At 59.3% G+C, this 24,350-nt stretch carries 22 protein-coding genes and 2 pseudogenes; 2 read left to right on the forward strand and 22 right to left on the reverse strand.

The window, feature by feature from the left end:
- Positions 1 to 31: 31 nt before the first annotated feature.
- The 14 genes and pseudogenes from NLK58_RS09410 to NLK58_RS09470 all read right to left on the reverse strand — a co-directional run bounded on the left by NLK58_RS09410 (position 32) and on the right by NLK58_RS09470 (position 15,156).
- The gene (locus tag NLK58_RS09410; protein WP_341582627.1) at positions 32 to 1,441 is read right to left on the reverse strand and encodes a hypothetical protein; all 1,410 of its coding nucleotides are present in this window, start codon (positions 1,439 to 1,441) and stop codon (positions 32 to 34) included.
- Positions 1,442 to 1,472: 31 nt separating this feature from the next.
- Complete coding sequence (locus NLK58_RS09415; RefSeq protein WP_341582628.1) at positions 1,473 to 2,336, reverse strand: outer membrane lipoprotein-sorting protein; 864 nt, start codon at positions 2,334 to 2,336, stop codon at positions 1,473 to 1,475.
- Positions 2,312 to 2,869, reverse strand: a pseudogene (locus NLK58_RS09420) (APC family permease); the annotation flags it as partial. The gene NLK58_RS09415 and the pseudogene NLK58_RS09420, both read right to left, overlap by 25 nt.
- A gap of 23 nt (positions 2,870 to 2,892) precedes the next feature.
- Positions 2,893 to 3,177: pseudogene (locus tag NLK58_RS20615) on the reverse strand (hypothetical protein); the annotation flags it as partial.
- A gap of 165 nt (positions 3,178 to 3,342) precedes the next feature.
- The gene (locus NLK58_RS09425) at positions 3,343 to 4,446 is read right to left on the reverse strand and encodes an ABC transporter permease (RefSeq protein WP_008172526.1); all 1,104 of its coding nucleotides are present in this window, start codon (positions 4,444 to 4,446) and stop codon (positions 3,343 to 3,345) included.
- Positions 4,446 to 5,540: an ABC transporter permease gene (locus NLK58_RS09430; RefSeq protein ID WP_286894525.1), complete on the reverse strand. Its 1,095-nt coding sequence runs from the start codon at positions 5,538 to 5,540 to the stop codon at positions 4,446 to 4,448. The genes NLK58_RS09425 and NLK58_RS09430 overlap by 1 nt, the downstream gene beginning before the upstream one ends.
- Positions 5,537 to 7,267, reverse strand: coding sequence for an ATP-binding cassette domain-containing protein (locus NLK58_RS09435; protein WP_341582631.1), 1,731 nt, complete (start codon positions 7,265 to 7,267; stop codon positions 5,537 to 5,539). Before NLK58_RS09435 ends, NLK58_RS09430 begins: the two co-directional genes overlap by 4 nt.
- 6 nt (positions 7,268 to 7,273) lie before the next feature.
- Complete coding sequence (locus tag NLK58_RS09440; protein ID WP_162893663.1) at positions 7,274 to 8,236, reverse strand: HlyD family secretion protein; 963 nt, start codon at positions 8,234 to 8,236, stop codon at positions 7,274 to 7,276.
- Positions 8,237 to 8,411: 175 nt separating this feature from the next.
- Positions 8,412 to 9,767 carry an MBL fold metallo-hydrolase gene (locus tag NLK58_RS09445; RefSeq protein ID WP_341582633.1) on the reverse strand — a complete coding sequence of 452 codons (1,356 nt, stop codon included), beginning with the start codon at positions 9,765 to 9,767 and terminating at the stop codon, positions 8,412 to 8,414.
- Positions 9,764 to 10,684 (reverse strand): ribose-phosphate diphosphokinase, encoded by a 921-nt coding sequence (locus NLK58_RS09450; protein WP_339753355.1) that lies wholly within the window; start codon positions 10,682 to 10,684, stop codon positions 9,764 to 9,766. Before NLK58_RS09450 ends, NLK58_RS09445 begins: the two co-directional genes overlap by 4 nt.
- Positions 10,681 to 12,195 (reverse strand): thymidine phosphorylase family protein, encoded by a 1,515-nt coding sequence (locus NLK58_RS09455; RefSeq protein ID WP_339753352.1) that lies wholly within the window; start codon positions 12,193 to 12,195, stop codon positions 10,681 to 10,683. Before NLK58_RS09455 ends, NLK58_RS09450 begins: the two co-directional genes overlap by 4 nt.
- Before the next feature lie 46 nt (positions 12,196 to 12,241).
- Positions 12,242 to 12,700 (reverse strand): hypothetical protein, encoded by a 459-nt coding sequence (locus NLK58_RS09460; RefSeq protein WP_008171259.1) that lies wholly within the window; start codon positions 12,698 to 12,700, stop codon positions 12,242 to 12,244.
- Between the two features lie 169 nt (positions 12,701 to 12,869).
- Positions 12,870 to 14,573 (reverse strand): copper-translocating P-type ATPase, encoded by a 1,704-nt coding sequence (locus NLK58_RS09465; protein WP_341582638.1) that lies wholly within the window; start codon positions 14,571 to 14,573, stop codon positions 12,870 to 12,872.
- The gene (locus NLK58_RS09470) at positions 14,509 to 15,156 is read right to left on the reverse strand and encodes a heavy metal translocating P-type ATPase (RefSeq protein WP_341582639.1); all 648 of its coding nucleotides are present in this window, start codon (positions 15,154 to 15,156) and stop codon (positions 14,509 to 14,511) included. The genes NLK58_RS09465 and NLK58_RS09470 overlap by 65 nt, the downstream gene beginning before the upstream one ends.
- Positions 15,157 to 15,442: 286 nt before the next feature.
- Between NLK58_RS09470 and NLK58_RS09475 the strand changes: the two genes are divergently transcribed.
- A complete protein-coding gene (locus tag NLK58_RS09475; protein ID WP_341582640.1) occupies positions 15,443 to 16,711 on the forward strand; it encodes a cyclopropane-fatty-acyl-phospholipid synthase family protein in 1,269 nt (422 codons plus the stop codon).
- A 152-nt stretch (positions 16,712 to 16,863) separates the two neighbouring features.
- Here the strand turns inward: NLK58_RS09475 and NLK58_RS09480 are convergent, their stop codons facing one another.
- Genes NLK58_RS09480 through NLK58_RS09495 form a run of 4 tightly spaced genes read right to left on the reverse strand, consistent with a single transcriptional unit; the run spans position 16,864 to position 21,834 of the window.
- A complete protein-coding gene (locus tag NLK58_RS09480; RefSeq protein WP_341582641.1) occupies positions 16,864 to 18,273 on the reverse strand; it encodes a hypothetical protein in 1,410 nt (469 codons plus the stop codon).
- Between the two features lie 31 nt (positions 18,274 to 18,304).
- Complete coding sequence (locus NLK58_RS09485) at positions 18,305 to 19,153, reverse strand: outer membrane lipoprotein-sorting protein (RefSeq protein ID WP_341582642.1); 849 nt, start codon at positions 19,151 to 19,153, stop codon at positions 18,305 to 18,307.
- Positions 19,150 to 21,612, reverse strand: coding sequence for an MMPL family transporter (locus tag NLK58_RS09490; protein WP_341582643.1), 2,463 nt, complete (start codon positions 21,610 to 21,612; stop codon positions 19,150 to 19,152). Before NLK58_RS09490 ends, NLK58_RS09485 begins: the two co-directional genes overlap by 4 nt.
- Positions 21,613 to 21,630: 18 nt before the next feature.
- Positions 21,631 to 21,834, reverse strand: coding sequence for a DUF2892 domain-containing protein (locus NLK58_RS09495; protein WP_053113999.1), 204 nt, complete (start codon positions 21,832 to 21,834; stop codon positions 21,631 to 21,633).
- A 224-nt stretch (positions 21,835 to 22,058) separates the two neighbouring features.
- On the opposite strand from NLK58_RS09495, the gene NLK58_RS09500 reads away from it, so the two are divergent.
- A complete protein-coding gene (locus NLK58_RS09500; protein WP_341582646.1) occupies positions 22,059 to 22,364 on the forward strand; it encodes a metalloregulator ArsR/SmtB family transcription factor in 306 nt (101 codons plus the stop codon).
- 138 nt (positions 22,365 to 22,502) lie between these two features.
- On the opposite strand, the gene NLK58_RS09505 is transcribed toward NLK58_RS09500, so the two are convergent.
- The 4 genes from NLK58_RS09505 to NLK58_RS09520 all read right to left on the reverse strand — a co-directional run bounded on the left by NLK58_RS09505 (position 22,503) and on the right by NLK58_RS09520 (position 24,345).
- Entirely contained in the window at positions 22,503 to 23,048 is a 546-nt protein-coding gene (locus NLK58_RS09505; RefSeq protein ID WP_341582648.1) for a GNAT family N-acetyltransferase, read from the reverse strand.
- Complete coding sequence (locus tag NLK58_RS09510) at positions 23,048 to 23,419, reverse strand: DUF1778 domain-containing protein (RefSeq protein WP_341582650.1); 372 nt, start codon at positions 23,417 to 23,419, stop codon at positions 23,048 to 23,050. Before NLK58_RS09510 ends, NLK58_RS09505 begins: the two co-directional genes overlap by 1 nt.
- Before the next feature lie 263 nt (positions 23,420 to 23,682).
- A complete protein-coding gene (locus NLK58_RS09515) occupies positions 23,683 to 24,036 on the reverse strand; it encodes a c-type cytochrome (protein ID WP_341582652.1) in 354 nt (117 codons plus the stop codon).
- Positions 24,037 to 24,345: a cytochrome c gene (locus tag NLK58_RS09520; RefSeq protein ID WP_341582653.1), complete on the reverse strand. Its 309-nt coding sequence runs from the start codon at positions 24,343 to 24,345 to the stop codon at positions 24,037 to 24,039.
- Positions 24,346 to 24,350: the final 5 nt, after the last annotated feature.

Raw genomic sequence — 24,350 nt, forward strand, 5'->3', positions numbered from 1 at the left:
CGGAACCTCGGGCCATCAACACCTAACCTTTTCAGAACCCATAGCGCACCCCCAGATACAGGTTATTGTTGTCCTGAAACTGACCGAAGAAGGTTTCCTCCCGGGCGCCGAAAAACAGGTTCCCGCCGGCTTCAACAGAGAGATGATCATCAACCTGATAGCCCACCCGGGGGCGCAGGTACGCGTCCCGGTCCGAGGGCGAGTAGAACAGGAACAACGACCACGCCAGATTCTGGCTGTGTGTCAGCCAGGTAAGCCGCTGGGTGAGGACGTGGCGATTCTCGTCCCGCACCGGGGCACCAGGGGGCAAGGCCCGCCGGTAGGCCTCAAACTCGCCCATGCGCTCAAGGTAGTATTGCAGGCCCAGGGTCAGGTTACGGGCAATTTCCTGCTCATAGCCGAGCAGCAGGCGCAGCTCGCTGTTGCGCACCGTGGGATCGTCGCCATCGCGGTCGGCGCGGGAATCGTAATAGCCCAGCTCGACGTTGCCGATGCCGGGCCCCACCGGCCCGCGCAGGCTGGCGCCGAGCACCGACAGCGGAGGAAACCTGGCCCGACCGCTGGCCGGATCAGCCCCGGCCGGGCTCTTCCAGAAGCCGTCGTAGCCGTAGAGCGCGACCTCGTAGGCGCCAAGGTTACGGTACAGCCGGGCGGCCCACTCGTCGTCTTCGAACGCGTCCGCCGGGCGGTCCGCCAGTACAACCGCATTGCGCCCGGTCAGCCGCCCTTGCCCTGTGTTGAAGAAAGAGAGACGGCGGCCGTCGATGAAGCGATCAGCGTCAAACCGGGGGGTGTAGACAAGGTCAAGATTGGCCCAGCTGGAAAAAGCCGAGACCTTCAGCGCGTCCGAGGGCGCCTTGAGGTACTCCACATCGCGGCCGATAAAAAACGAGACCCAGTCCTTGGGAAACAGATCGTTGATGAACACCAGGTCGCCGGTTCCCCAGGTTAGTATCTGGCGCCCCAGCTTGACATCGGTGTCCGCGCTCGGCGAAAACACCAGGCTGGCCTCGCGCAGGTCGAAGGCGCCCTCACCCGATTCCAGGTCCACCGACCGATCATCGTCCAGGTCGTCATAGAGAAAATCGCCGGTAAGGCGCAACGTTGCTCCCCGGAAATACTTCTCCGCCTCGAGCTGCAACCGGGTTTCGGCGATGGAGAGATCGCGCTGGCGGGGATCATCGCCCAGCCGGGTTCCGCCGCGGGCCTCCCAGAAGCCGCGCAGACGAAATGGCAGCGCCGCCGCAGCCGGTCGGTCGGTGGTCTGTTCTGCCCCGGCCTCACCCCCGAGGCCTGCCGGCAGGGCCGGTTCCTCGGTATCACTGGCTGGCGCGCCCAGCCCCTCCGGCAGCTCGGGCGCGGCCGCCCATAGCGCCCCGGGCGCCACACCGAGACCGATACCCGCCAGCAACATGCCCCAGAGCAGGCTTCTGGTGTTCATCCACGCCCTCCTGCCCTCAGTGCACCGGTGGTCACTGCAAGTACTCCTTTGGCGCCCGGCGCAGGTAGCGCTCCGAGAAGACGTCTTCCGGCAGGCCCAGGTCATAGTCAATGCCAGTGTAGGTCAGCTCCGTGGTGCCGCCGCTGCGCAGGTTCTCCATCCTCGCCTTGACGACCGTGGGGTAACCCTGCACCTTCTCCACCGCCAGCGCGGTGTAACGCCGGTAGAGGTTGCCACTGTCGTCGACATACTCGGTGCGAACCGGCAGGAAGGACTGCTTGTGGATATAGACATCGTAGTAGGCGAACTCAACCTCCCCGGGCCGCCTGGGTGTGTTGCGCACTACGTAGTAGTTGTCTGTGGTCTCGATCAGCTCATGGCTGTCGGCATCAATACTGCGCCCGGAGATATCCTCGTAAAAGAAATCCGAGCCGACGAAGCTGGTGCGTTTGTCGGAGGCAGCAATTCGCTTAACCAGATCCAGCGCCGGCAGGTACAGCCAGCGGTCGTCGTCCCGGTCCAGGTGTTTCCACACCAGCAGCGTCATCTGGCTCACATCCGCCGGTCGCCGGAAATAGACATAGTACTTCTGCTCGCCACGGTAGGCACTCCCCTCAATGGCATCTGTCTCCGGGCCGTCCCGCCGCAAAATGGTAAGCTCGCGACTGCGGGTACGGCCCTGGCGGTCGGTGATGGTCATGGCGACCCTGGCGCGGCCATCACGCCCCTGGAAGTAGGAGACCATATTGGCCCGGTTGACAATGCGCTCCACCGAGGGCGCAGCGCCGGCATCCTGGGCCAGGGCAATGGGCGTGATGCCCAGCGCGATCACCACCAGGGCCAGCTTTTGGAACAGGGTAACAAGCCAGTAACCGATATGGAGTCGGCGACCCATACCCCCACCAACCCGAAAATCAGTATGCCGCCGATTTTCAGGACGCCGATAAAGGAAGCCACACCCTGAATCATCCGGTTACCCAGCAGATTTATGAGAAACGCTGCCAGGATCAGTGACACCCCGAGAATGGGCACCATTCGCCCGCTTTCGTCGCCACCGAAGAGCTGCATGGTGTAGGAGCCGAACGTGCGGGCCAGAAAACTCTGGGCGATCACCATGGAAAAGTACATCAGCAAGGCGTTAAATGCGGTCGGCAGCCGGTTTCCGTAGGCCTTGTGTAAGTACATGCCGATACCGCCCGCAGACGGGTACGCATCGGAAATTTTGATGTAGGAATAAGCACTGAAGCTGACGATCACGGCGGCCGCCAGAAACGCCAGGGGGAACAGAACGCCCGTCATCTGTGCCATCTGTCCGGTCAACGCAAAAATACCAGCGCCTATCATGACGCCGGTACCCAGCATGACGGTTCCTGGCAGGGTGAGACTGCCTTCCTGATAGCGAGTGGTTCTGTCTTGCTCCCTGCTCATTCAACCTCCGGTTATTGTCGTTTCTATTTACGCTTCATAGGTGGGATTTTGGAACAGCAAAACGGATCATGTTTTGCGTTGGCCCGAACATTGTCGTCTGTAAACCGACACCACGCCAGTTTCCGCTGGGTCCACCACCCGGCCTGCAACCCGCCTCCGTGGGTTTTGATCAGTTCCATTAACTCGTCAAGAGACCAATGGGTTCCATCGTAGACGACATGCAGCTGGTTGTTCGGTTTGCGCTCGGCAAAATCAACACAGGGATGATGGTTGAGTTCATGGATGAAATCGCCCCACTGACTCTCGCCAAATCACTCACCATTTTGGCACGTAGATGCCGGTGAGGTGAGGAGGAGTCCATCCCATTGATTCAGGTTACTGATGAAAATGAATAATCACGGTAATCCTGATGCCTATGCGCCGTATCCTCTTGGCCGTGTAGCGACAAACGTCAGGCACTCACCCAACCGATCTCATTGTACCCGGCGTCGAAAGACCCAAAGGGAGAAAATAAACAGCGTGACACCGATTACCAGCAAGGCGAGAGCCTCATCCCAGAGAACCGCCAGGCCGGCGCCTTTGAGGAAAATACCGACGATGATATCCATGTAATAACGCAGTGGACTCAGCAGGGAGAGGCTTTGCAGGAAAGGCGGCATGGCTTCTACCGGCGTCAAACTGCCCGACAGGAACATCAGCGGGAAAAGTCCGAAAAAGGAGAGCAGCAACGCCTGCTGAAGGGTCCGGCTGTAGGCGGCAATCAGTACGCCCAGCGCAATCGCACTGAGCAAAAAGATGGCGGTCAGCACCAGAAATAAAAGCAGACTGCCCTGAAGGGGCACATCAAAGACTCTGACAATCACCAAACTCGGAAAGATGGACAGTACGCCCATGATCAGCGTGGGTGTGACCTTGGCCAGGAACAGTTCCAGGGTGGAAATGGGCGTCACCAGCAGCTGCTCGATAGTGCCTCGCTCCTTTTCCCGGACAATAGAGGCGGCCGGGTGAATAACGCCCACCATCATACCGGCCAGAGCAATCATCGATAACACGATAAAACCCGATGTTGTCAGATCGGGGTTATACCAGATACGGATCAGGGGTACCGCGACCCCCTTCTTCCCGGCAGCAGGGAGCGCTTCGCGCTCCTGGCGCTGGACGATCTGCAGAGCATCATTGACGGCATTGGCGGCAATGTTGGAATTGGTGCCGTCCTGGAGCAACTGGAGCTGAGCACTCTTGCCAGCGAGAAGAGCACCTTCGAACCCGGCGGGAACGACCAACACCATGGTGGCATCGCCTTTCTCCAGGAGGTCAGTGGCGGTTGCCACACGGGTTTCCTGAAATTTCAGGTCGAAGGTTTCGCTCACCGCAAATTTCTGGATCAACGAGCGACTCAAGGCGCTGCGATCCTCGTCCACCACCGCCAGGGGCAGGTGGCTTACATCAAAACTGAGCGCAACGGCACAAATGACGACTTCAATGGTGTAAAGCCAAAGTATCAGGGTCAGTATCAACCGGTCACGAAAGAACTGCACGAGCTCCTTGCGCAACAAACCAAATAAGGCAATTCCCATCAGGCCACCTTCTGCTTCATTCGCCAGGCCGCGAAGACAAATACCAGGACCGTATAGACGATCAACATCATCAGATTTGGCAGAACGGCTTCAAGGCCGGCTGATTTCAGTACGATGCCCCGGGAGATTTCCATAAAATAACCGGCAGGGAAAAGCCAGCTATACAGTTGCAGGGCAAGAGGCATGGTGAACAGAGGGAACAGAAAACCGGAAAACAAAAACGACGGCATCAAGGTGACAATCAGCGTTATCAACATGGCCGCCAACTGGGTACGGACCAGGGATGAGACCAACAGGCCGATACCCACCGTGGTCAGCACATAAACGAAAGCGGACGTCAGCAGCAGTATCGGGCTGCCGGCAATGGGGACCTGAAACCAGGCAAACCCCACCACCATGACCATAAGAATCTCCAGGAAAGCCACCAGACCGTAGGGCACCAGCTTGCCGACAACAAACTCGGTTGAGGTGACCGGCGATGCATAGATCTGCTCAATCGTACCGGTCTCTTTCTCACGCACGATCGCCAAGGCGGTCAGCAGGGGTGGGAACGCCATCAGGATCACGGCAAATAACCCGGGGACGACGAAATTGACGCTGCGCAGGGAGGGATTGAACCAGACCCTGGCCTGGACCCGGACGGCGCTCTGACGCGGGGCGGGGAAATTTGCGATTACCGCCTCGGCATAGGCCGATGCCAATCGACCCAGAACAGGATAGCCGCCGTCCACGATCACCTGGACAGGCGCCTCGTCGCCTCTGAGCAGTTGCCGGGCCAAGCCGGCTGGAATCACCACGCCCATGCTGATGGTCGAGCTTTGCAGTGCCGACTCCAGATCGCGGAGATCGGTCGTTTTCTGCTCTAATTGAAAATACCGCGAGCTGTCGAAACGGGCTGACAGGTCGCGGCTTGCCGGCGTGTTGTCCAGATCGTAAATGCCCACGGCAACCTGTTCCACATCCAGATTGACCGCATAGCCGAACAGAAAAAGCATGATCAGCGGCATGATCACGGCCAACGCAATGGTAACCGGGTCGCGAATCAGCTCGCGACTTTCCTTGACGATGAGGGCTCCAAGCCGATGAGCCTTCATGGTCCCAACGCCCGGGAATTGGCCGTTCCCGCCTGTTCTATGGCCGCCGTGAAGAGCATCTCCACCGTGGCGTCGGCTTCGAGGCCGAGCGAATGATTCAGCGATGATCGGCTACCGTGTGCAAGCAGCCGCCCGTCCAGCATTAACGCCAAACGATCACAATAGGCCGCTTCCTCCAGGTAGTGGGTAGTGACCAGCACGGTCATACCGCTGGCGGCCAGCTCACGGATAACCCGCCAGAAACGGTACCGGGCGACGGGATCGACACCCGAGGTGGGCTCATCAAGGAACAAGACCCGGGGCCGGTGAAGCAGGCTGCAGGCCAGCGCCAGACGCTGGCGCAAGGCACTTGAAAGATCACCGGTGAGCTTGTCGGGAATATCTGTCAGCCCCGTTACTTCCCTGGCCCAGTCGATCGCAGCCCGCGCCGCGCCTCCGGCCAGGCCGTAGGCATTGGCAAAGAAGCGGAGATTCTCCCAGGGGGTCAGTTCCAGATAGAGTGAAAACCGTTGTGACATATAACCAATTTGCCGGCGCAATGCGGTGCTACCCCCGCCGGAGCTCACCCCGGCCACCCGGGCGTTGCCCTCATCGATGGCCACCAGCCCGCACAAGGCCCTGATCAGGGTTGTCTTGCCCGCCCCGTTGGGCCCCAGCAACGCAAGCAGTTCGCCAGATGGCGCCTCGAAACTCACCCGGTCAAGGGCCTTGAAATGCCCGAAGCGGACGCTCAGGCCGGTGGCCACCAGCCCTTCCTCTTTTCCCCTGTCTTGCCGGGCCAATTCCGGAAACTGCTGCTCGCCGGCCCTCCTGTCCGTCCGCAGCACAAACAGATCCTCGAGCCGGGGCTCGGCCGCCGCCAGGTGGGTTCCCTCGGGCAATAACTCGGCGAGCTGGTTTTCAGCGATGTCCGCGTTCATCACCAGTCGCAGGTGATCCGGCAACCACTGCACTGAATGGACGCTGTCAATTTGAGCCAGGATGCCGGACAACTCCCGCAAGCCTCGTCCGGTATCTCCAGCATTTACAGTGAACACCCTTCCGGCGGCGGGCCTCAGCAGCTCTTCCAGCGACCCATCCGCAAGAACGCGGCCCTGTTCCAGCAGCAGTATCCTGTCGCAGCGCTCCGCCTCGTCCATGTAGGAGGTAGCCACAACCATGGTCAGGCCCTGCGACCGGAAGCGGTCGAGCATGGTCCAGAGATGGCGCCGGGACAGGGGGTCGACGCCGAGCCCCGGTTCGTCAAGGATCAGCAGCTCCGGTTCATGGACCAGATTGGTACATAGCGACAACTTTTTCTGCATGCCACCGGACAGTTTGGCGGCGGGCCTGTCAGTAAAGCGGCCAAGCCCCGACATGGATAGCAACCTTTCTGAACGCTCCCGATAGAGTTCGTCGGGCACATCCCGGATGCGAGCGGCAAAGCTCAGGTTTTCCTTGACGCTGAGTCGATCGTAAAGCGTAAATCCCTGGGACATATAGCCAATCTTGGCAGCAACCTGCTTGGCCTCACGACGGGTATCGAAGCCCAGGACCCGGCATTCCCCCACAGTGGGGTCCAGGATGCCAGCCAACATCTGTAACAGCGTCGTCTTGCCAGCGCCATCAGCACCGACAATGCCCACTCGTTGGCCGCGATCAACGGAAACATCCAGTGGCTCGATGACAACATTGTCTCCGAATTGGCGGCCAAGGCCTTTGGCGACGATGGGTTCCGGGGAAGACATGACGGCTCAGCGCGCCGGAACCGAGAGGGTCGCTGGCCACTCGGCGTCCGGATCCCAGCGAATCCAGGCATCTGCCGGCATACCCGGTTTCAGAGCATCGGCCGGATTATCCAGCACCAGGGTAACGCCATAGACCATCCGAACTCTCTCGTCGGGCATGTGGACATCGCGGGGGGTGAACTGGGCGAAATCGTCAATCCTGCCGACTTTGGCGGAAAAGTCCCCGGGCAAACCGTCCACGCGGATTCTGGCGGGATCCCCCAAGCTGATCCGGTTGAGGATATCACCGGGGACATAGACCTTGAGTTCGAGCTGCTGCAGATTCACCATCGTGGCCAGCGGCTGGCCGGTATCGACAACCTCTCCCGTCTCCACCGCCCGGATCAGGATGGTTCCGGAGAGCGGCGCGGCAACCTCCGCTTTGTCCAGTTGCGATTCAGCCAGTGCCACCTGCGCCGCCCTTGCAGCCACCTGTTCTTCGGCGGCATCCTTCTGCCGCTGGAGAGACTCAAGTCGGCCCCGGGCCTCACTGACGGCATTTTCCGCCTGATCCAGATCACTCGAGCTGGCCAGATTGCGGGACCGCAAGTCCCGGATCCGCTGCCGTTGTTTCTCGGCATTCTTGAGATGATGACGCCAGGTGGTGATTTGGCTGTCGAAGCCGTCACGGACTTCCCGCGCCGAGGCCAGCTCGGCCTGTGCCGAGCGCAGGCGGTCTCTGGCATCGGCGGGGTCGATCACGGCTACCGTGTCGCCAGCCGAAACCTTGCTGCCTTCCGCGAGATGGTGCTCGATGACCCGACCGGCCACTTCGGCCGCGATCCACACTTCCCGCCCCTCGATATGGCCATTGCCATAGACGATTCCCTGCGGCAAGGGCTCTTCCCCAAACAGAACAAAAACCCCATAAGAACCGCCGGCGAGCACCAACACCGCTATCAGAGACCAGAGCCAGGATTGGGATTTCACCAAACACTCCTTATGACATTACTGTTCAGGTTGGAGCCGGGATCAGGGCCACTGCCTCTCACTCCAGCCAATGAGATCACCCACTCTAGCACTCGGCAGCCGCCGCGAGCAAGGTCGTTGCCGGATCTTAAGCGGCTCATTCAGGTCGCCCTCGAAGATGGCCGTCAGGGCATCGTCAAAGACGCAAAATGGATTGGTAGCCTGCCACCTCCACCTCAAACCGGGTGTTCTGACGCAAGTGATCCTTCATGGCCTCCAGCGCATCAGGGTCTCCATGAATCAAGTTGATCGGCGTTTCGGGGGCTAAGTCACTTTGAGCCAGCCACTGTTCAATCTCTGTGAAATCTCCATGTCCGGAAAGCCCACTCAACACCTCCAGCCGGGCCTTGACCGGAATCCAGTCGCCGTGGATCTTGATCCTTTCCGCTCCATCAACCATTTTGGCGCCTCGTGTCCCCCCTGCCTGATAACCGGCAAAGATAACGGTTGTGCGGTGCTGGCCGAGGAGACGTTTGAAGTGATGAAGAATGCGACCGCCCGTTGCCATACCGCTGCCTGCAATAATTACGTGCGGGTAGGCCTGGTCAGCCAGCGCCTTGGAGTCTTGGACGCTGCGGCTATAGTGAACGGTGCTGCACATTTCATGGCATTCTGAACTGCTCAACCGATGCTGATCTTCGTAGCGGCAGTAAATCTCAGAAACATCAATCGCCATGGGGCTATCCAGATAAACTGGCAACCTTGGAATTCGTCCCGCCTTCATCAGGTCGGTGAGCATATGCTGCAAGACCTGCGCTCTGCCCACGGCAAAGGCCGGAATCAGTATATTGCCCCCTTTGTCGACCGTTTCGTTAACGATGTCCGCCAGTTGTGACAGCAAATCCACGTCTTCGTGGCGACGATCGCCATATGTTGATTCCAGCATCAGCATGTCGAGTGCTGGCAGGGGTGCCGGTGGCCTCATGAAAATATCATTGAGGCGGCCCACATCGCCGGAAAAACCGACGCGTTTACCTTCCGCCTCGATGATGACACAGGCCGCCCCGAGAATGTGCCCGACCGGTCGCAGATGAAAGCGTATATCACCGAGCTGGATCACTTGGTGAAAGTCCACCGACTGAAACAGCTCCATGCAGGCTTCTGCATCCTCCTGATCATACAGGGGCTCCGGATTCTCATGCCTGCTCAGCTTATGGCGGCCGAGGTAATGTGCCTCCTCTTCCTGAAGATGGCCGCTATCGGCCAGCAATATGCTGCATAGCTCTCGGGTGGCATGATGGGTATAAACCGCCCCCCGGAAGCCCTGCTTGTACAACACGGGGATGTAGCCTGAATGATCCAGATGGGCATGGGTCAGAAGCACGGCATCCAGCGAGGCAATATCGAGCGGCAACGGTTGCCGGTTGCGCTTTCTCAGCCACTTGTACCCCTGAAACAGGCCGCAATCGACCAATACACGTGTCTGGCCGGTTTCAACCAGGAACTTGGAGCCGGTCACGGTTTCCGTGCCACCCAGAAATGTAATGTTCATCGGCGCTCATCCTCCACCTGATTGAGAAAATGCCTGACCGGCGGCACCAGCAACTCGCTGACATCGATCTCATTGCTGCTGTGTGGAACCGTGTTGGTGGTCACCAGCGTCTGCAGGCCGGTACCCAGAAGGTAGGTGTCCGAGGCCTCCGCAAAAATGCCATGCACCGCCGCACACAGGATGGCCTCCGTGCCTTGCGCCTTAAGTGCCCTGACACACTCGCCAATGGTGCGTCCGCTGGAAATAACGTCATCAATGATGACGGCTTTCCGGCCGTTATACGCCGAGATATCCGGCAAGGTGACTTCAACGCGCCGGTCACCCAGACGCTGCTTGGTGCCAATGACATAAGGATGGTTACTGGCCTGCGCGATACTTGATACCCATTGCTCACTTTCCGCGTCCGGACCTACCAGCAACAGACCGTTTTGCCCCCGTAGCCAATCCGCCAGCGCCGGTGCTCCCTGAACAACTTGCGTGGGTATGCTGTAGATTTCGTCAAGAGACTGGTACCTGTGCAAATGTGGATCAACGGTGATCAGCCAGTCGATATGTAAAGACAAAGACTGGGCAAACACCCTGGAAGTGACCGCCTCCCCTTCTTCGAAGCGTCGATCCTGGCGCATATAGCAAAGATAGGGCGCCACCAACCCAATCGACCTGGCACCGAGTTCCCGGAGAGTTTCAAAGAGAAACAGGAGAGCAAGGTATTTGGTGTCTGGATGCGTTAGGTCGGCCAATATTACGCAGTTCGCACCTTTGACTGATGTGAGCACACGTAAGTAGGACTCACCATCAGGGAACCTCCGCACCTCCAAACTTCCCGGCTCCAAGTTAAGCTGATCACAAAGCTTCTCCTGTAATGGGTGCGGGGTGAGGCTAAACAGCACATTTTTTTCAATAATGTCCACAATCATTCCTCTCGCTTTACAGTGAAGATTGCCGGCCCCATATCGTTAAACGCCAGCGCATAATCCTGCTGCCCCGGACTGTCACTGAGCAATTCATAGAGAGGCTCTCCCTTAGTGACTCTATCACCGACGGTCGCCAGTAGCCGCAGCCCTGCGGTAGAGCTGGCAGGTGCGCCTGCCAGCTTGGCGACACGGGCAAGCCGACGATTGTCGATAGACACGATTGTTCCGGATTCCGAGGACAGAACTGGACGCCGAAAACGGGCTTCACCTAAGCTCTTCAGTCCCCCCTGAGCCTTTGTTATGCGCTTGAACTGCTCCCAGGCAGAGCCGTTTTGAAGTAATCGCTCTGCTTTGATCATCCCCTCTTTCACGCCAAGACCATCGGCCAGATCGAACAAATGGCCAGCCAGCATGATGGCGCGGCTCCGTAGATCCTCCGGCGCACCCCGCTTTCCCTGCAACACGGCCAAAACATCACGGGCCTCCTCTGTCGGCCCGATCCCTGCACCAACCGGCTTGCTGCCGTCTGTCGCGATGCAGCGTACCTTCAGCCCACAGGCCGCCCCAACGCTTGTGAAAAGAGAGGCCAGCCGGTCGGCATCGCCGGGCGTTCGAACCTTGGCCGTCTCCCCCACCGGAATATCAATCACCGCATGGGTGGAACCGGCAGCAATCTTCTTGGACAGCACCGAGGCCACGAGCTGGCCCTCACCATCAAGGTCCAGCGCTCTCTCGATGCGAATCAACAGGTCATCAGCCGGGCTGAGGTTCATCGCCCCACCCCAGGCGAGACAGGCACCGGTTTCTCTGACCACACGGCGAATCTCGTTCAGCCCAAGCCTCACATTGGTCAGCGCTTCCATGGTGTCCGCTGTTCCCGCCGGTGAGGTGATGGCACGGGAGGAGGTTTTAGGCATTACTAAGCCTGCTGCGCTGACGATCGACACAACCAGCGGCGTGGTCCGGTTGCCCGGCAGGCCTCCAACACAGTGTTTGTCGAACACACGATCCACGCCTGGCCAATCGAGCTGTTGTCCGCAATTCACCATCGCCTGGGTCAAAGCAACAATCTCATCGAAACCTAATCTGCCACCCGCACAAGCGCTCAGGAAACAGGCTATTTCGACATCGCTGTATTTGTGTGCGGAGATATCGGAGACAATGCGGGCCATCTCAGCCGGAAGCAAGCTGTGTCCGAATACTTTCCGACGAACCAGACTCAAGGATTCGATATAGGGCGCATGATGTACTGAAACCAGGTCAGACTGAGCCACCCCGAGCCGCTCTATGGCGATATCTGAAAGCCCCGCATACCCTTTGGGAACCGTTTCATCAGACGAAATATTGAGAGTTGCGATGATGGAACGTCCCTGCGAGGAAATTCCCACCCTGGAACTGGCGGCGAATCCTTCTGAAAGGCACACATCACAATCACCACGCATGTAGACGACAGGCTCCTGATGAGTATTGATACCCATCTTGAAAACCCGTAACTGACTGGAAGACGCCACCATGTATCAACATCCTTTTCTGCGTCGAAGAATAATTTCAGTGTTCTGATCAGAGGTCGTTCATACGCCCTATCTGCCTGGCCAATCGCATAGCTTCGTTCTCTTCCATGGTTAGCAACGATTGCAGTAATTCTTTCGCCTCGGGAATCTCGGCTTTGTCGGCCATGGTGCGATAAAGGTCCTCTATCTGATCATGGAAATCGAATACTTCTCTGCATATGCCCTCAAAATCCAGCTGTGCGTATGGCTCATCGCAGGTTCTGTGGGTCTTAATGGGATGGTGAGACAGGTAGTCGTAGACCCTTGTCTCCAATGCTTTGAAATCGCCCTGCGACTTGAATTCATTCACGATACGTTCCATTTCCGATTCATGGGTCGCCAGATAGTCCAGCAGCGCCCGTGCTCGCTCCTCTTCATTCTTCGTAGCGCAATGTGACATACACCTTGCAAGGTGAGCATGCAAATCCCGTGTCCAGCTAATAAGTTCTCCAAAGGTTTTGATGTCCATTTACCCGTTCCCCCTTGTTGTCATTAATCATGTCAGCAAACAGCAATTACCTACCACTTAAACTCATAAGCCTGAATTCACACTGAAAAACCCCAACAAAAGATGCAAAAAGAGTCGCCCAATAGCGTGGGCTTGATGAACATCAATTTTTCCAATTGGAAGTGTTCGTCTACCCTAAGCCGTCCAGTTGGGTGCGCTTTAACAGGAGTGCATTTACCGCAACAAGAGCGGAGCTTCCAGACATTGCGAGCGCCGCTACTTCTGGGCTTATCACCAACGGATAGAACACGCCTGCCGCCGCGGGAAAGGCGATGACGTTATAGCCCACCGCCCAGAACAGGTTCTGGTGCATCTTGCGCAGGGTAGCGCGCGACAGCTCGATGGCTCCCAGCACATCGTAGGGGTCGCTCTTCATCAGCACCACGTCAGCGCTCTCAATGGCCACATCGGTGCCGGCACCGATGGCGAAACCCACCTCCGCCTGGGTCAGTGCCGGGGCGTCATTGACACCGTCGCCCACCATGCCAACCTTCTTGCCCTGAGCCTGGAGCTCCTTGATCTTGTCTGCTTTCTGCCCCGGAAGGACATCGGCGATCACCATCTCAATGCCGAGTTCCCGGGCGATGCGCTCGGCGGTGGCCTGGTTGTCGCCGGTGAGCATCGCCACCTCCACCCCGCGTTCACGCATCTTTTTGACCATTGCAGTAGCGGTGGGGCGCGGCGCATCGGCAATGGCGATAAGGCCGACCAGCTTCCCGTCCTGGGCGACGTGCACCACGGTCTGCCCCGCACTCTGCAGACGCGCGGCCTCGTCCTTCAGGCTCGCCATGTCGACCTTCTCTTCGTCCATCAGCCGGCGGTTGCCGAGCAGCACGGTCTTGCTGCCAATCTCCGTCCGCGCGCCCTTGCCCTCGATGTTGGTGAAACCGGTCAGCGGATCGAGCTGCAAGCCTTCGGCCTTACTTTGTATCGCCTGGGCCAGAGGATGGTCCGAGCCCTGCTCCACCGTCCCCGCCAGTGCGAGGACCGCCTCCTCGGTGCTGCCCGCCACCACGACCACCTCGACCACCTGCGGCTCGCCCATGGTCAGGGTGCCGGTCTTGTCGAAGACCACAATATCCAGCCGGGTGGCATCCTCAAGTGCAGAGGCATTCTTGAACAAGATGCCGTTCCTGGCACCGAGGCCGGTGCCCACCATCACCGCCATGGGCGTTGCAAGGCCCAGGGCGTCCGGGCAGGCGATCACGAACACGGTGATAGTCAGGGTCACGGCAAGCAGCAGGCTTTGGCCAATCCACCAGAACCAGACGGCGAAGGTGAGCAGGCCGATTACGATGGCAATCACTACCAGCCACTGTGACGCTTTGTCCGCCAGCAGCTGCGCCGGAGCCTTGGAGTTCTGCGCCTCCTGCACCAGCTTGACGATCTGCGCTAACGCGGTGTCGGAACCTACCTTGGTGGCGCGATACCTGAAGCTGCCGCTCTTGTTAATGGTGGCCCCGATCACCTTATCGCCGGGCTTTTTTTCCACCGGCATGGACTCGCCAGTGAGCATGGACTCATCCACCAGGGACTCGCCCTCCAAGACCTCACCGTCCACCGGAATCTTATTGCCGGGGCGGATCACGACGATGTCGTCCTTCAGAACCTCAGCGGTGGGAACCTCCCGTTCCTGGCCATCACGCAACACAGTGGCCTTGGGCGGCGCGAGATCCATCAGCGAGCGGATGGCGTCCGAGGCACCGGCACGGGCGCGCATCTCCAGCCAATGGCCGAGCAGGATAAAGACCAGAAGCACTGCCACCGCTTCATAGAACTGAACACTGGGAAAGAAGAAGGTCGCGCCGACGCTGAACAGATACCCCGTGCCCACGGACAGGACCACGAGCACGGCCATGTTGAGCACTCCGTTGCGAAGCGCTCGCCAGGAAAAACAGCCACAGATCCAGGCGGAGGCCAAATGGCGGCGCCGGGGGTATGAACACCTCGCCCATGGGCGAATAGGCAAAGATGGGGATGCTGAAGACGAACGCAATCCAGAAGCGATTGCGCATATCGCGCGCCATGGCTTCCATGCTCATGCCGCCGCCATGGCCCATCTCATGGGCCGCGTGATCCACGGGCGGCGCTGCCTCGGCTTCGGCGCGGGTATTGTCCGCGCCCGGGTGATGATGACCGGCCGGTTTTGCGGCGGCACCAGACTTACCTTGCGAAGCCTCCGGCGCACAGACGTGCTTCGGCACCAGCTCGCCGCCGCAGTGATAGCCGCACTCGACGACTTTCGCCTTGATCGCCTCAAGGTCGGTACGCGTTTCGTCATAGACCACGGTGGCACTGCCCGCGACGTAATTCACTTCAACCTTGCTCACACCCGGCAGCCGGGAGAGCTGTTTTTCAACGCCCCTCGCGCTCAGTGTGGAGGTCAGACCGCCTACCTCGATAACCTTGACTGTCATAAATCAATCCTTTTGATTTTGATATGAGACAACATAGACCATAAACCAGAAAACCAGACGCAAAAAAAAGATATCCGTTACAGCTGTTTTGGGGCCGGGTGATCCGGGGCAAGCCGCGGACGTGTAACGAACAGGCCGACTTGCCGTCATAGTATATAGTTTACTGATGTGATTACTCGAACAGCGAAGTGCCGGTACGCCGGCTTCGCTAGCACAACCCGGAATCAAATGATCCGGAGAAGTGATCATTTCAACGACACAAAGGTCGCAGCAACGAGAAAACACGATGTGGATAAAACTGCTTTCGATTTTTCTGAAGCGTCTGATCAGGCAGGGGAGCCTGGTTGTCGTCTATCCTGACGGACGATCAATACAATACGGTGACGGGTCGACACCCTCCGCCACCATGCGTTTTCACGCCCGCTCCCTGCCACGCAAACTCCTGATCAATCCCGAGCTCACACTGGGCGAGGCCTATATGGACGGGACACTCACGGTCGACCAGGACGATCTCTATGGCCTGGTTGAGTTGCTGGTCATCAACCTGAAGCGCCAGTCCGATGCATGGCACCTTCGCTGGCAGGCAAACCTCCGTCAGCTTCATCGCAGACTGGCGCAGTTCAACCCGGCCGGGCGGGCTCAGCGCAACGTGGCGCATCATTACGACCTGTCCGGCACGCTGTATGACCTGTTTCTGGACCCCGACCGCCAATACTCCTGCGCCTATTTCCGCGAACCGGGCGACACCCTGGAGACCGCCCAAAGAAACAAGAAATCCCTGATCGCCCGAAAACTCCTCCTGGCGCCGGAACAACGGGTTCTCGACATCGGCTGCGGATGGGGCGGGCTTGGGCTTCACCTTGCCCGTGACCATGGCGCCCGGGTCACCGGGATAACCCTGTCGCAGGAGCAACACAGGATCGCCGAAGAACGTGCCCGGGCCGAGGGTCTTGGCGACCAGGCCCGGTTCCGGCTGCAAGACTACCGCGACATCGACGGCACTTTTGACCGGATCGTGTCAGTGGGCATGTTTGAGCATGTCGGAGTGCCACACTACAAGGAGTTCTTCGCCACCCTGCGAGACCGGCTCAAAGACGATGGTGTGGCACTGCTGCACACAATTGGCCGGGCCGACGGACCAGGATCAACCAACCCCTGGATCACCAAATACATATTTCCCGGTGGCTACAGCCCGGCCCTGTCGGAAATCCTTGCCGTCGTCGAGCAATCCGGTCTCTATGTCACCGATGTCGAGGTGTGGCGGCTTCATTACGCCGAGACTCTGAAGGAATGGCGCAATCGGTTCGAGGCCAGCCTGGACCGGGTACGGTCGATCTATGACGAGCGGTTCTGCCGCATGTGGCGGTTCTACCTGGTTGCCAGCGAAGTGGCATTCCGGCACGACGGTCTTGTCGTCTTTCAGATCCAGCTTGCCAAAAAACAGGACGCGGTACCGCTCACGCGGGATTACCTGGCCAGCCGGGACAGACTGGGCGAACCGGCCACCAGGGACGGAGAGAAGATCACTGATCGCGAGGTATGGAACGCCAAGTGATGGTTTTCATTCGGCCGGAGGAGTCAATAAAAAACAGGCCCGACTCAATGTTATTCGTCATGTGATGTCACTGGTGGACTGTCCGGAAAAAGATGGACTGGCCCCGCCCGGCAAGAGCTCAACCGGCACTTCGGCATCAACACCTAACCTTTTCAGAACCCATAGCGCACCCCCAGATACAGGTTATTGTTGTCCTGAAACTGACCGAAGAAGGTTTCCTCCTGGGCGCCGAAAAACAGGTTCCCGCCGGCTTCAACAGAGAGATGATCATCAACCTGGTAGCCCACCCGGGGGCGTAGGTACGCGTCCCGGTCCGAGGGCGAGTAGAACAGGAACAACGACCACTCCAGATTCTGGCTGTGTGTCAGCCAGGTCAGACGCTGGGTGAGGACGTGGCGATTCTCGTCCCGCACCGGGGCACCCGGGGGCAAGGTTCGCCGGTAGGCCTCATACTCATCCATGCGCTCCAGGTAGTACTGCAGGCCCAGGGTCAGGTTACGGGCAATTTCCTGCTCATAGCCGAGCAGCAGGCGCAGCTCGCTGTTGCGCACCGTGGGATCGTCGCCGTCGCGGTCGGTGCGGGAATCGTAATAACCCAGTTCGACGTTGCCGATGCCCGGCCCCACCGGCCCGCGCAGGCTGGCGCCGAGCACCGACAGCGGAGGAAACGTGGCCCTGCCGCTGACCGGATCAGCCCCGGCCGGGCTCTTCCAGAAGCCGTCGTAGCCGTAGAGCGCGACCTCGTAGGCGCCAAGGTTGCGGTACAGCCGGGCGGCCCACTCGTCGTCTTCGAAGGCGTCCGCCGGGCGGTCCGCCAGTACAACCGCATTGCGCCCGGTCAGCCGCCCTTGTCCTGCGTTGAAGAAAGAGAGACGGCGACCGTCGATGAAGCGATCAGCGTCAAACCGAGGGGTGTAGACAAGGTCAAGATTGGCCCAGCTGGAAAAAGCCGAAACCTTCAGCGCGTCCGAGGGCGCCTTGAGGTACTCCACATCGCGGCCGATAAAAAACGAGACCCAGTCCTTTGGAAACAGATCGTTGATGAACACCAGGTCGCCGGTTCCCCAGGTTAATATTTGGCGACCTACTTTTACATCGGTATCCGCGCTCGGCGAAAACACCAGGCTGGCCTCGCGCAGGTCGAAGGCGCCCTCACCCGATTCCAGGTCCATCGCCCGATCGTCGTCCAGGTCATCATAGAGAAAATCGCCGGTAAGGCGCAGCGTTGCTCCCTGGAAATACTTCTCCGCCTCAAGCTGCAACCGGGTCTCGGCGATGGAGAGATCGCGCTCGTAGGGATCATCGCCCAGCCGGGTTCCGCCCCGGGCTTCCCAGAAGCCACGCAGGCGAAATGGCAGCGCCGCCGCAGCCGGTCGGTCGGCGGTTTGTTCTGCCCCGGCCTCACCCCCGAGGCCTGCCGGCAGGGCCGGTTCCTCGGTATCGCTGGCTGGCGCGCCCAGCCCCTCCGGCAGCTCGGGCGCGGCCGCCCATAGCGCCCCGGGCGCCACACCGAGACCGATACCCGCCAGCAACATGCCCCAGAGCAGGCTTCTGGTGTTCATCCACGCCCTCCTGCCCTCAGTGCACCGGTGGTCACTGCAAGTACTCCTTTGGTGCCCGGCGCAGGTAGCGCTCCGAGAAGACGTCTTCCGGCAGACCCAGGTCATAGTCAATGCCACTGTAGGTCAGCTCCGTGGTGCCGCCGCTGCGCAGGTTCTCCATCCTCGCCTTTACGACCGTGGGGTAACCCTGCACCTTCTCCACCGCCAGCGCGGTGTAACGCCGGTAGAGGTTGCCACTGTCGTCGACATACTCGGTGCGAACCGGCAGGAAGGACTGCTTGTGGATATAGACATCGTAGTAGGCGAACTCAACCTCCCCGGGCCGCCTGGGTTTGTTGCGCACTACGTAGTAGTTGTCCGTGGTCTCGATCAGCTCGTGGCTGTCGTCGTCAATACTGCGCCCCGAGATATCCTCGTAGAAGAAATCCGAGCCGACGAAGCTGGTGCGTTTGTCGGAAGCGGCAATTCGCTTAACCAGATCCAGCGCCGGCAGGTACAGCCAGCGGTCGTCGTCCCGGTCCTGGTGTTTCCACACCAGCAGCGTCATCTGGCTCACATCCGCCGGTCGCCGGAAATAGACATAGTACTTCTGCTCGCCACGGTAGGCGCTCCCCTCAATGGCATCTGTCTCCGGGCCGTCCCGCCGCAAAATGGTAAGCTCGCGACTGCGGGTACGCCCCTGGCGGTCAGTGATGGTCATGGCGACCCTGGCGCGGCCATCACGCCCCTGGAAGTAGGAGACCATATTGGCACGGTTGACAATGCGCTCCACCGAGGGCGCAGCGCCGGCATCCTGGGCCAGGGCAATGGGCGCGATGCCCAGCGCCATCACCATCAGGGCCAGCTTTCGGAACAGGGTAACAAGCCAGTATCTACTCATTGCACGCCTTCCTCTTGGTTTTGCGGATTCGGGACGGCCCTGTGGGCGCCGGGAAACAGCCACCGTTGCAGCAGGGTTACCAATGCCGGCAGGATCAGCAGTGTGCTCAGGCCGGCGGTCAACAGAATGGCCGCGATAAACACCCCCACCGTCTGGTAGGGCACAAGCGGTGCCGCCAGCAGCGGCAGGAAACCAACGCCAAGCACGATGGCGTTGCGGGTTATTGCCCGTGCCGGCTCGCCGAACATCGGTGCCACCGAGCGACGCCAGGAACCTGTCTCGGCCTGGATGGCGCGGGCGCGGGCCAGGAAGTGGATGGCGTAGTCCACGGCGAGCCCCAGACTCAGGGCGCTAAGCACGGCGACCGGCATATCGTAGTTCTTGCCGATGATACCGATCAGACCGTAGATGGCCCCGATGGTCACAGTCAGAGGTATCATGCACAGCAGCCCCCAGAGCAGCGAACGGAACAGCACAGCCATCAACAGCAGCACAACCACGAAACTGCCGAACAGGGCCATGGCCATGCCGCTGACCATTTTGTCCTGCCAGACCACATTGATATAGTTAAGACCAAACCAGCGTGCCTGGATCGACGCCGGCGGAGGATTGGCCGCAATGAAGTCGTCGAGCGCCTGAACCACCCGGCTCATGTCCCGGTTATCGCCACTGGTGAGCTGAACCCAGATGCTGGCACGGCGGTAGTCGGGCGTAACGAAGTGCCAGAGGTCCTGGGGGCGATGGCCATTCTGGTAAGTGAGCAGGGTCTGCGCAACCGCCGCCGGACTGTCCGGAATGCGAAAGGCCCCGGCATCGCCGCCCAGAAGTTCGCGGTGGACGGTTTTGACCAGATCGGCGACGGAGTTGGACTTGCCGACCACACCAGTCTCGCCCAGCCGCTGCTGCAGCCTGGCGATGTAGCGCAGGACCTCGGGGCGCTTGAAGGTCTCGTCGGGCCGGGCCGCGTCATCGGCCTCCGGAACCAGCGCCAGATAGGCCATGTAGGTGCCGCCGAAATGTTCGTTGAGCACCCGGTCCGCCACCCGGATGGGGTGCTCGGGCTCGAACCACTTGACCGGGTTATCGTTGATACGGATCTGGCTGATGCCATAACCCGCAGCCACCACCACGACCATGGTAACCACCAGCACCGCCCTGGCGTGGCCGACCACGCCCTCGCCGAGGCGACGCAGCCAGCGCCCCATGACTGTATTCCCATCTGGGTCCCCGACGGCGTGTCCGAAGCCGGTGAGCCGCCGCTCCGGCATCAGCATGATGTAAGCCGGAATAAAGGTCACCGTGCACAACCAGGCCAGGAACACACCGATCGCGATAAAGATGCCGAACACCTGAACCGGCGGGATCGGGGTGAGTGCCAGTGACCCAAACCCGGCCATCGTCGTCAGGGTGGTGAACAGCATCGGCTTGAACAGTATCCCCATAACCTCCCGGATGGCCCGGTGGCGGTCACGATGCTGGGGATAGCGGTCGAAGAATTCCGAGAGGATATGCACCGCATCCAGCACCGCAATGGGCATGATGAATACGGGGATCATCGAGCTCATGATGTGGACGGTGCTGCCGCTGATCACCAGCAACGCCATGGTGCTCGCGGCCGCCACCATGGCCACGATCATCGCCGAGGTAATGAGCCGGACGTGGCGGAAGAACCACCACATCGCCAGGAAGATGACCAGCATTGCCAGTGGCGCCGAAATCGCCATCTGGTAGAACATCTGCACACCAAAGGTGTCCTCCGCCACGGGCAACCCGGTGATGTAGACCTGATCGCCGGTATCCTTCCAGCCAGCGACTTTGTCAAGCAGGGCTTCGCGGACCCGGTAACTCATGTCCTTGCTGGTCAGCGGCAGGTAAAGGGCGACTGCCTTGCCATCGGCGCTTACCAGGGTATTGTCGAACAGCGGGATGCGTTGCGCCCGCTCAAGAATAGCGAGCGCCTGATTGCGAGTATCCGGCGGCTCTGGCATGAGCCAGCTGAAACGAACCGAGCCGACCCCCTCTTGCTCAATGTTGTCAACCCGCGAGAGCGCGAGCATATCCTCCTCGACCACGCCCTCCTGCCGGCCCGGGTTGTCCGGATCGGGCCACCTGAGCGTACTGGCAAACTCCGTCAGTTCATAAATACGCCGCAGCGAACCGACATTGAATACGCCGTCAGGGTTGCTTTCGTTGACCACACCCACCACGACCATGTCATAAAGCGAGAACTGCTTCTTCATGTCGTCGTGAAAAACGCGTACGGGTTCGTCGGCGGAGAGCATATTCTCCGGGTCGGTATCGATGGTCAGCGGATTAAGCAGACCAAACCGTTCGGGCCAGACGCTTGGCAGCGCCGCCAGCACCACCAGCATCAGCGTGACGACCACCATGGTCCAAACGGTCAGGCGAGGACGGTCAGTGGCGAACTCTAGCCAGGAACCCTCGGTCTTTTCAGCCATTTACAGCGCCTCCGCAAGTCAGTCGAAGGCGGCGCCGGGCTTCTTGCCCAAGGCCTTGAGGATCTTCGCCAGAGGGCAGAATCCGCTGAAGGCAGCCTGCAGCATGTTGGCGCCCACAAACGCGGTGAACCACAACCAGTAAGGTGAGTGGAGCTGGGAAAGAGCCAGACTTACAAGAATGAAAGATCCTGCGAATGCGAGTACAAGGCGGTCGATAGACATATGCCCCTCCTGTTATAGTAGCGCGTTCCGGCACTTTCAGCAGATTGCGCGCTGCGCTGGCTGCGCTGAAAGCAACCGTACATAATACCTGGCATGGCCACGTGCCGGACCACGGAAAGCCGGGGCCTGCCAGACGACGACGGGCAACACTTGACTACCTGACCAAGAACACCCGATCATCTGAACCAAGCCTAACACATTCACGATTGCAGAGCTATGAATGTATGAATAAAAATCAGATGTCGGAAGCGGCGGATCAGGCCACCAATCTGCTAAAGGCCCTCTCCGGACGGAGCCGGCTGATGATCCTCTGCCAACTGATCGACGGCGAGCAGGCGGTGAGCGAGCTTGCGGATGCACTGGAGATGCGCCAGGCGGCCGTCTCCCAGCAACTCGCCCTGCTGCGCAAGGACGGCCTGGTATCAGCGCGCCGCGAAGCGCGGACCATACACTACTCCCTGGCGGGAGAGGAGGCGCGCCGAATCATAGAAGTTCTGTATGAGCTGTTCTGCGATACCGACGCACTATAAAAAGCAAGCCTTTACCATGGCCGCAAGAGAAACTGATGATGCCGGCGAAGCGGAGGGATTGGGCCACGCACCCCGCGCCCGATCTTTTGGACACTGGCGAATCACGCTCATCGAGTGAGAGCCCTTCCTGAAGTTGGTTTACGCCTTCTCGTACATCTGCCCTATCGTCGCCAGTGGCAGGAACATTCGCAAAGGGTTTGAGGGGAGGGGCTGAAACCCAAACGCCAGGTAAAGTCTCTGTCTTCGCTCAACCGCTTCCGGGGTTCCGCAATCTAAAACGTCCAGCAATACGAGCGCGGTGCCTATTCGATGCGAGGCCAGATAGGCCCCCTTGAGCGCATCTGCGAGAAGTAGGCTGCCCAGTCCCTTTCCCTGAGCATGGGCCGTCACGCCCATCATGCCTATAAAGGCTGCTGGAATTTGGCCGTCAGGCAATGAATAACGCCGATATCGGCTGGGGAGGTTACTGTAGTTCACGGTGTGCGCGTTGATCGAATAAAATCCCAGAATGTCCTCTGGGTTGTCATCGGGATTCAACGCCACAAATACCCTCGCTGTGCCACCTTTCATGAGCTTCGAGGCTGTTTTGCGAAGAAAGTTGTCAACCTGCTCAACCCCGGATGTAAAAGCTGATCGATCATGTTTGTTTGTATCGAGGGGCTCAATAACAATCGCTGGCGGCATCAGCGGTTGTCCACCTGTTCCTCATGCCGGGCAAAAGCCGCACTCAGCTTTTCAGTGGGAGCAGGCGGGTTATCCAAAGCATCGAAAAAGGCTTGATGATCCTCCGGCTCCAGGTGCGTCACTTCATGCGCCTGGATCGTTGCTATCGCCCTCTGGTATACCGCGTTGATCGCAAACGATGACATATCCTGACCAGTGAGCGCCGCCGCCCGCTCAACCGTTTTTTTGATCCGCTCAGTCGTGCGAAAGTTGAAGCGAGCGGTATTACGCTGATTGGCCTTGAGGCCGCTGTCAGAATTCGATGATGGCAACATGGACATTTCCTCACCAACGCCAGAGATTTTTAAATTGTACGCCTGATCGGCGTACATTTATAGTGTTTAAGTATTGGCCAGCTCTGGCTCAACGACAAGCCGGCTGCGCGTGGGGTTGAAAGTCTACCATCGATAACCGGGAAAGCCCGTCTGTGGGGATCGTGAGCAGGGTCAACGCAAGATCGCGGCGCAACTGAACTGCGTACCCGGGGATTCTCAGGAGGGTGTGGGGGATTGGGCAGGCACAGCCTGCTTTCGACTCATAAAAAAGCGGGGCAACGCGGGCATACACCAGGCCCGCGTTGCCCCGACTTCAACTGCTATTTGCCTGAGAAGGCCTGGCGCATGTATTGAACGATGGCCCCCGCCTGCTCTTTCGTTAATGAACTGATGCCGCCCTTGGCGGGCATCGCCATGGATGAGCCTGGGCTCTTGAACCCCTCCATGATGTGAGTAACCAGTACCTCGTTATCCTTGGACAGCCGGCCATCGCTCTTTGTGAAGTCCGGAACGCCTGGCAGCTTGCCCTTTCCGTTTGCGCCGTGGCAGGCAACGCAGGTGGAGTTATAGAGCTTTTCGCCGGTTTCCACGCTTTCAGACGAAGCTGCGGCTCCGGCTGAGTATGCAACGATCCCGGCGACCAGACTGGCGATCAGAAAAGACGACCTTTTCATTTATTCCCCCCCCTTGTTACCTGCGGGATCATTGCTTTTCTGAAGAAAGGCTTGTATATCCCGCACTTCCTGCCCGGTCAAGCCCGCTCGCATTCGCATGTGAAGCAACGTTGGCTCCCAGACATCGTCGCGGAACTCGGCTGGGTCCCGCATGTTATGGCACCGTGCGCAGTTGTCCGCCCATGACTGGGCGCCCCGGACGAATGCCATGGGATCGTCGTCCTGGGCGGCGGCTGAACCTGCGCCACCGATGAAAAGCGCGGCCACCAATGTAGCATTACTGATGAGGTTGCGGTTCATTAATTTCATGTTAA

It is taken from the genome of Marinobacter metalliresistant (assembly GCF_038098645.1).
GTDB lineage: Bacteria > Pseudomonadota > Gammaproteobacteria > Pseudomonadales > Oleiphilaceae > Marinobacter > Marinobacter metalliresistant.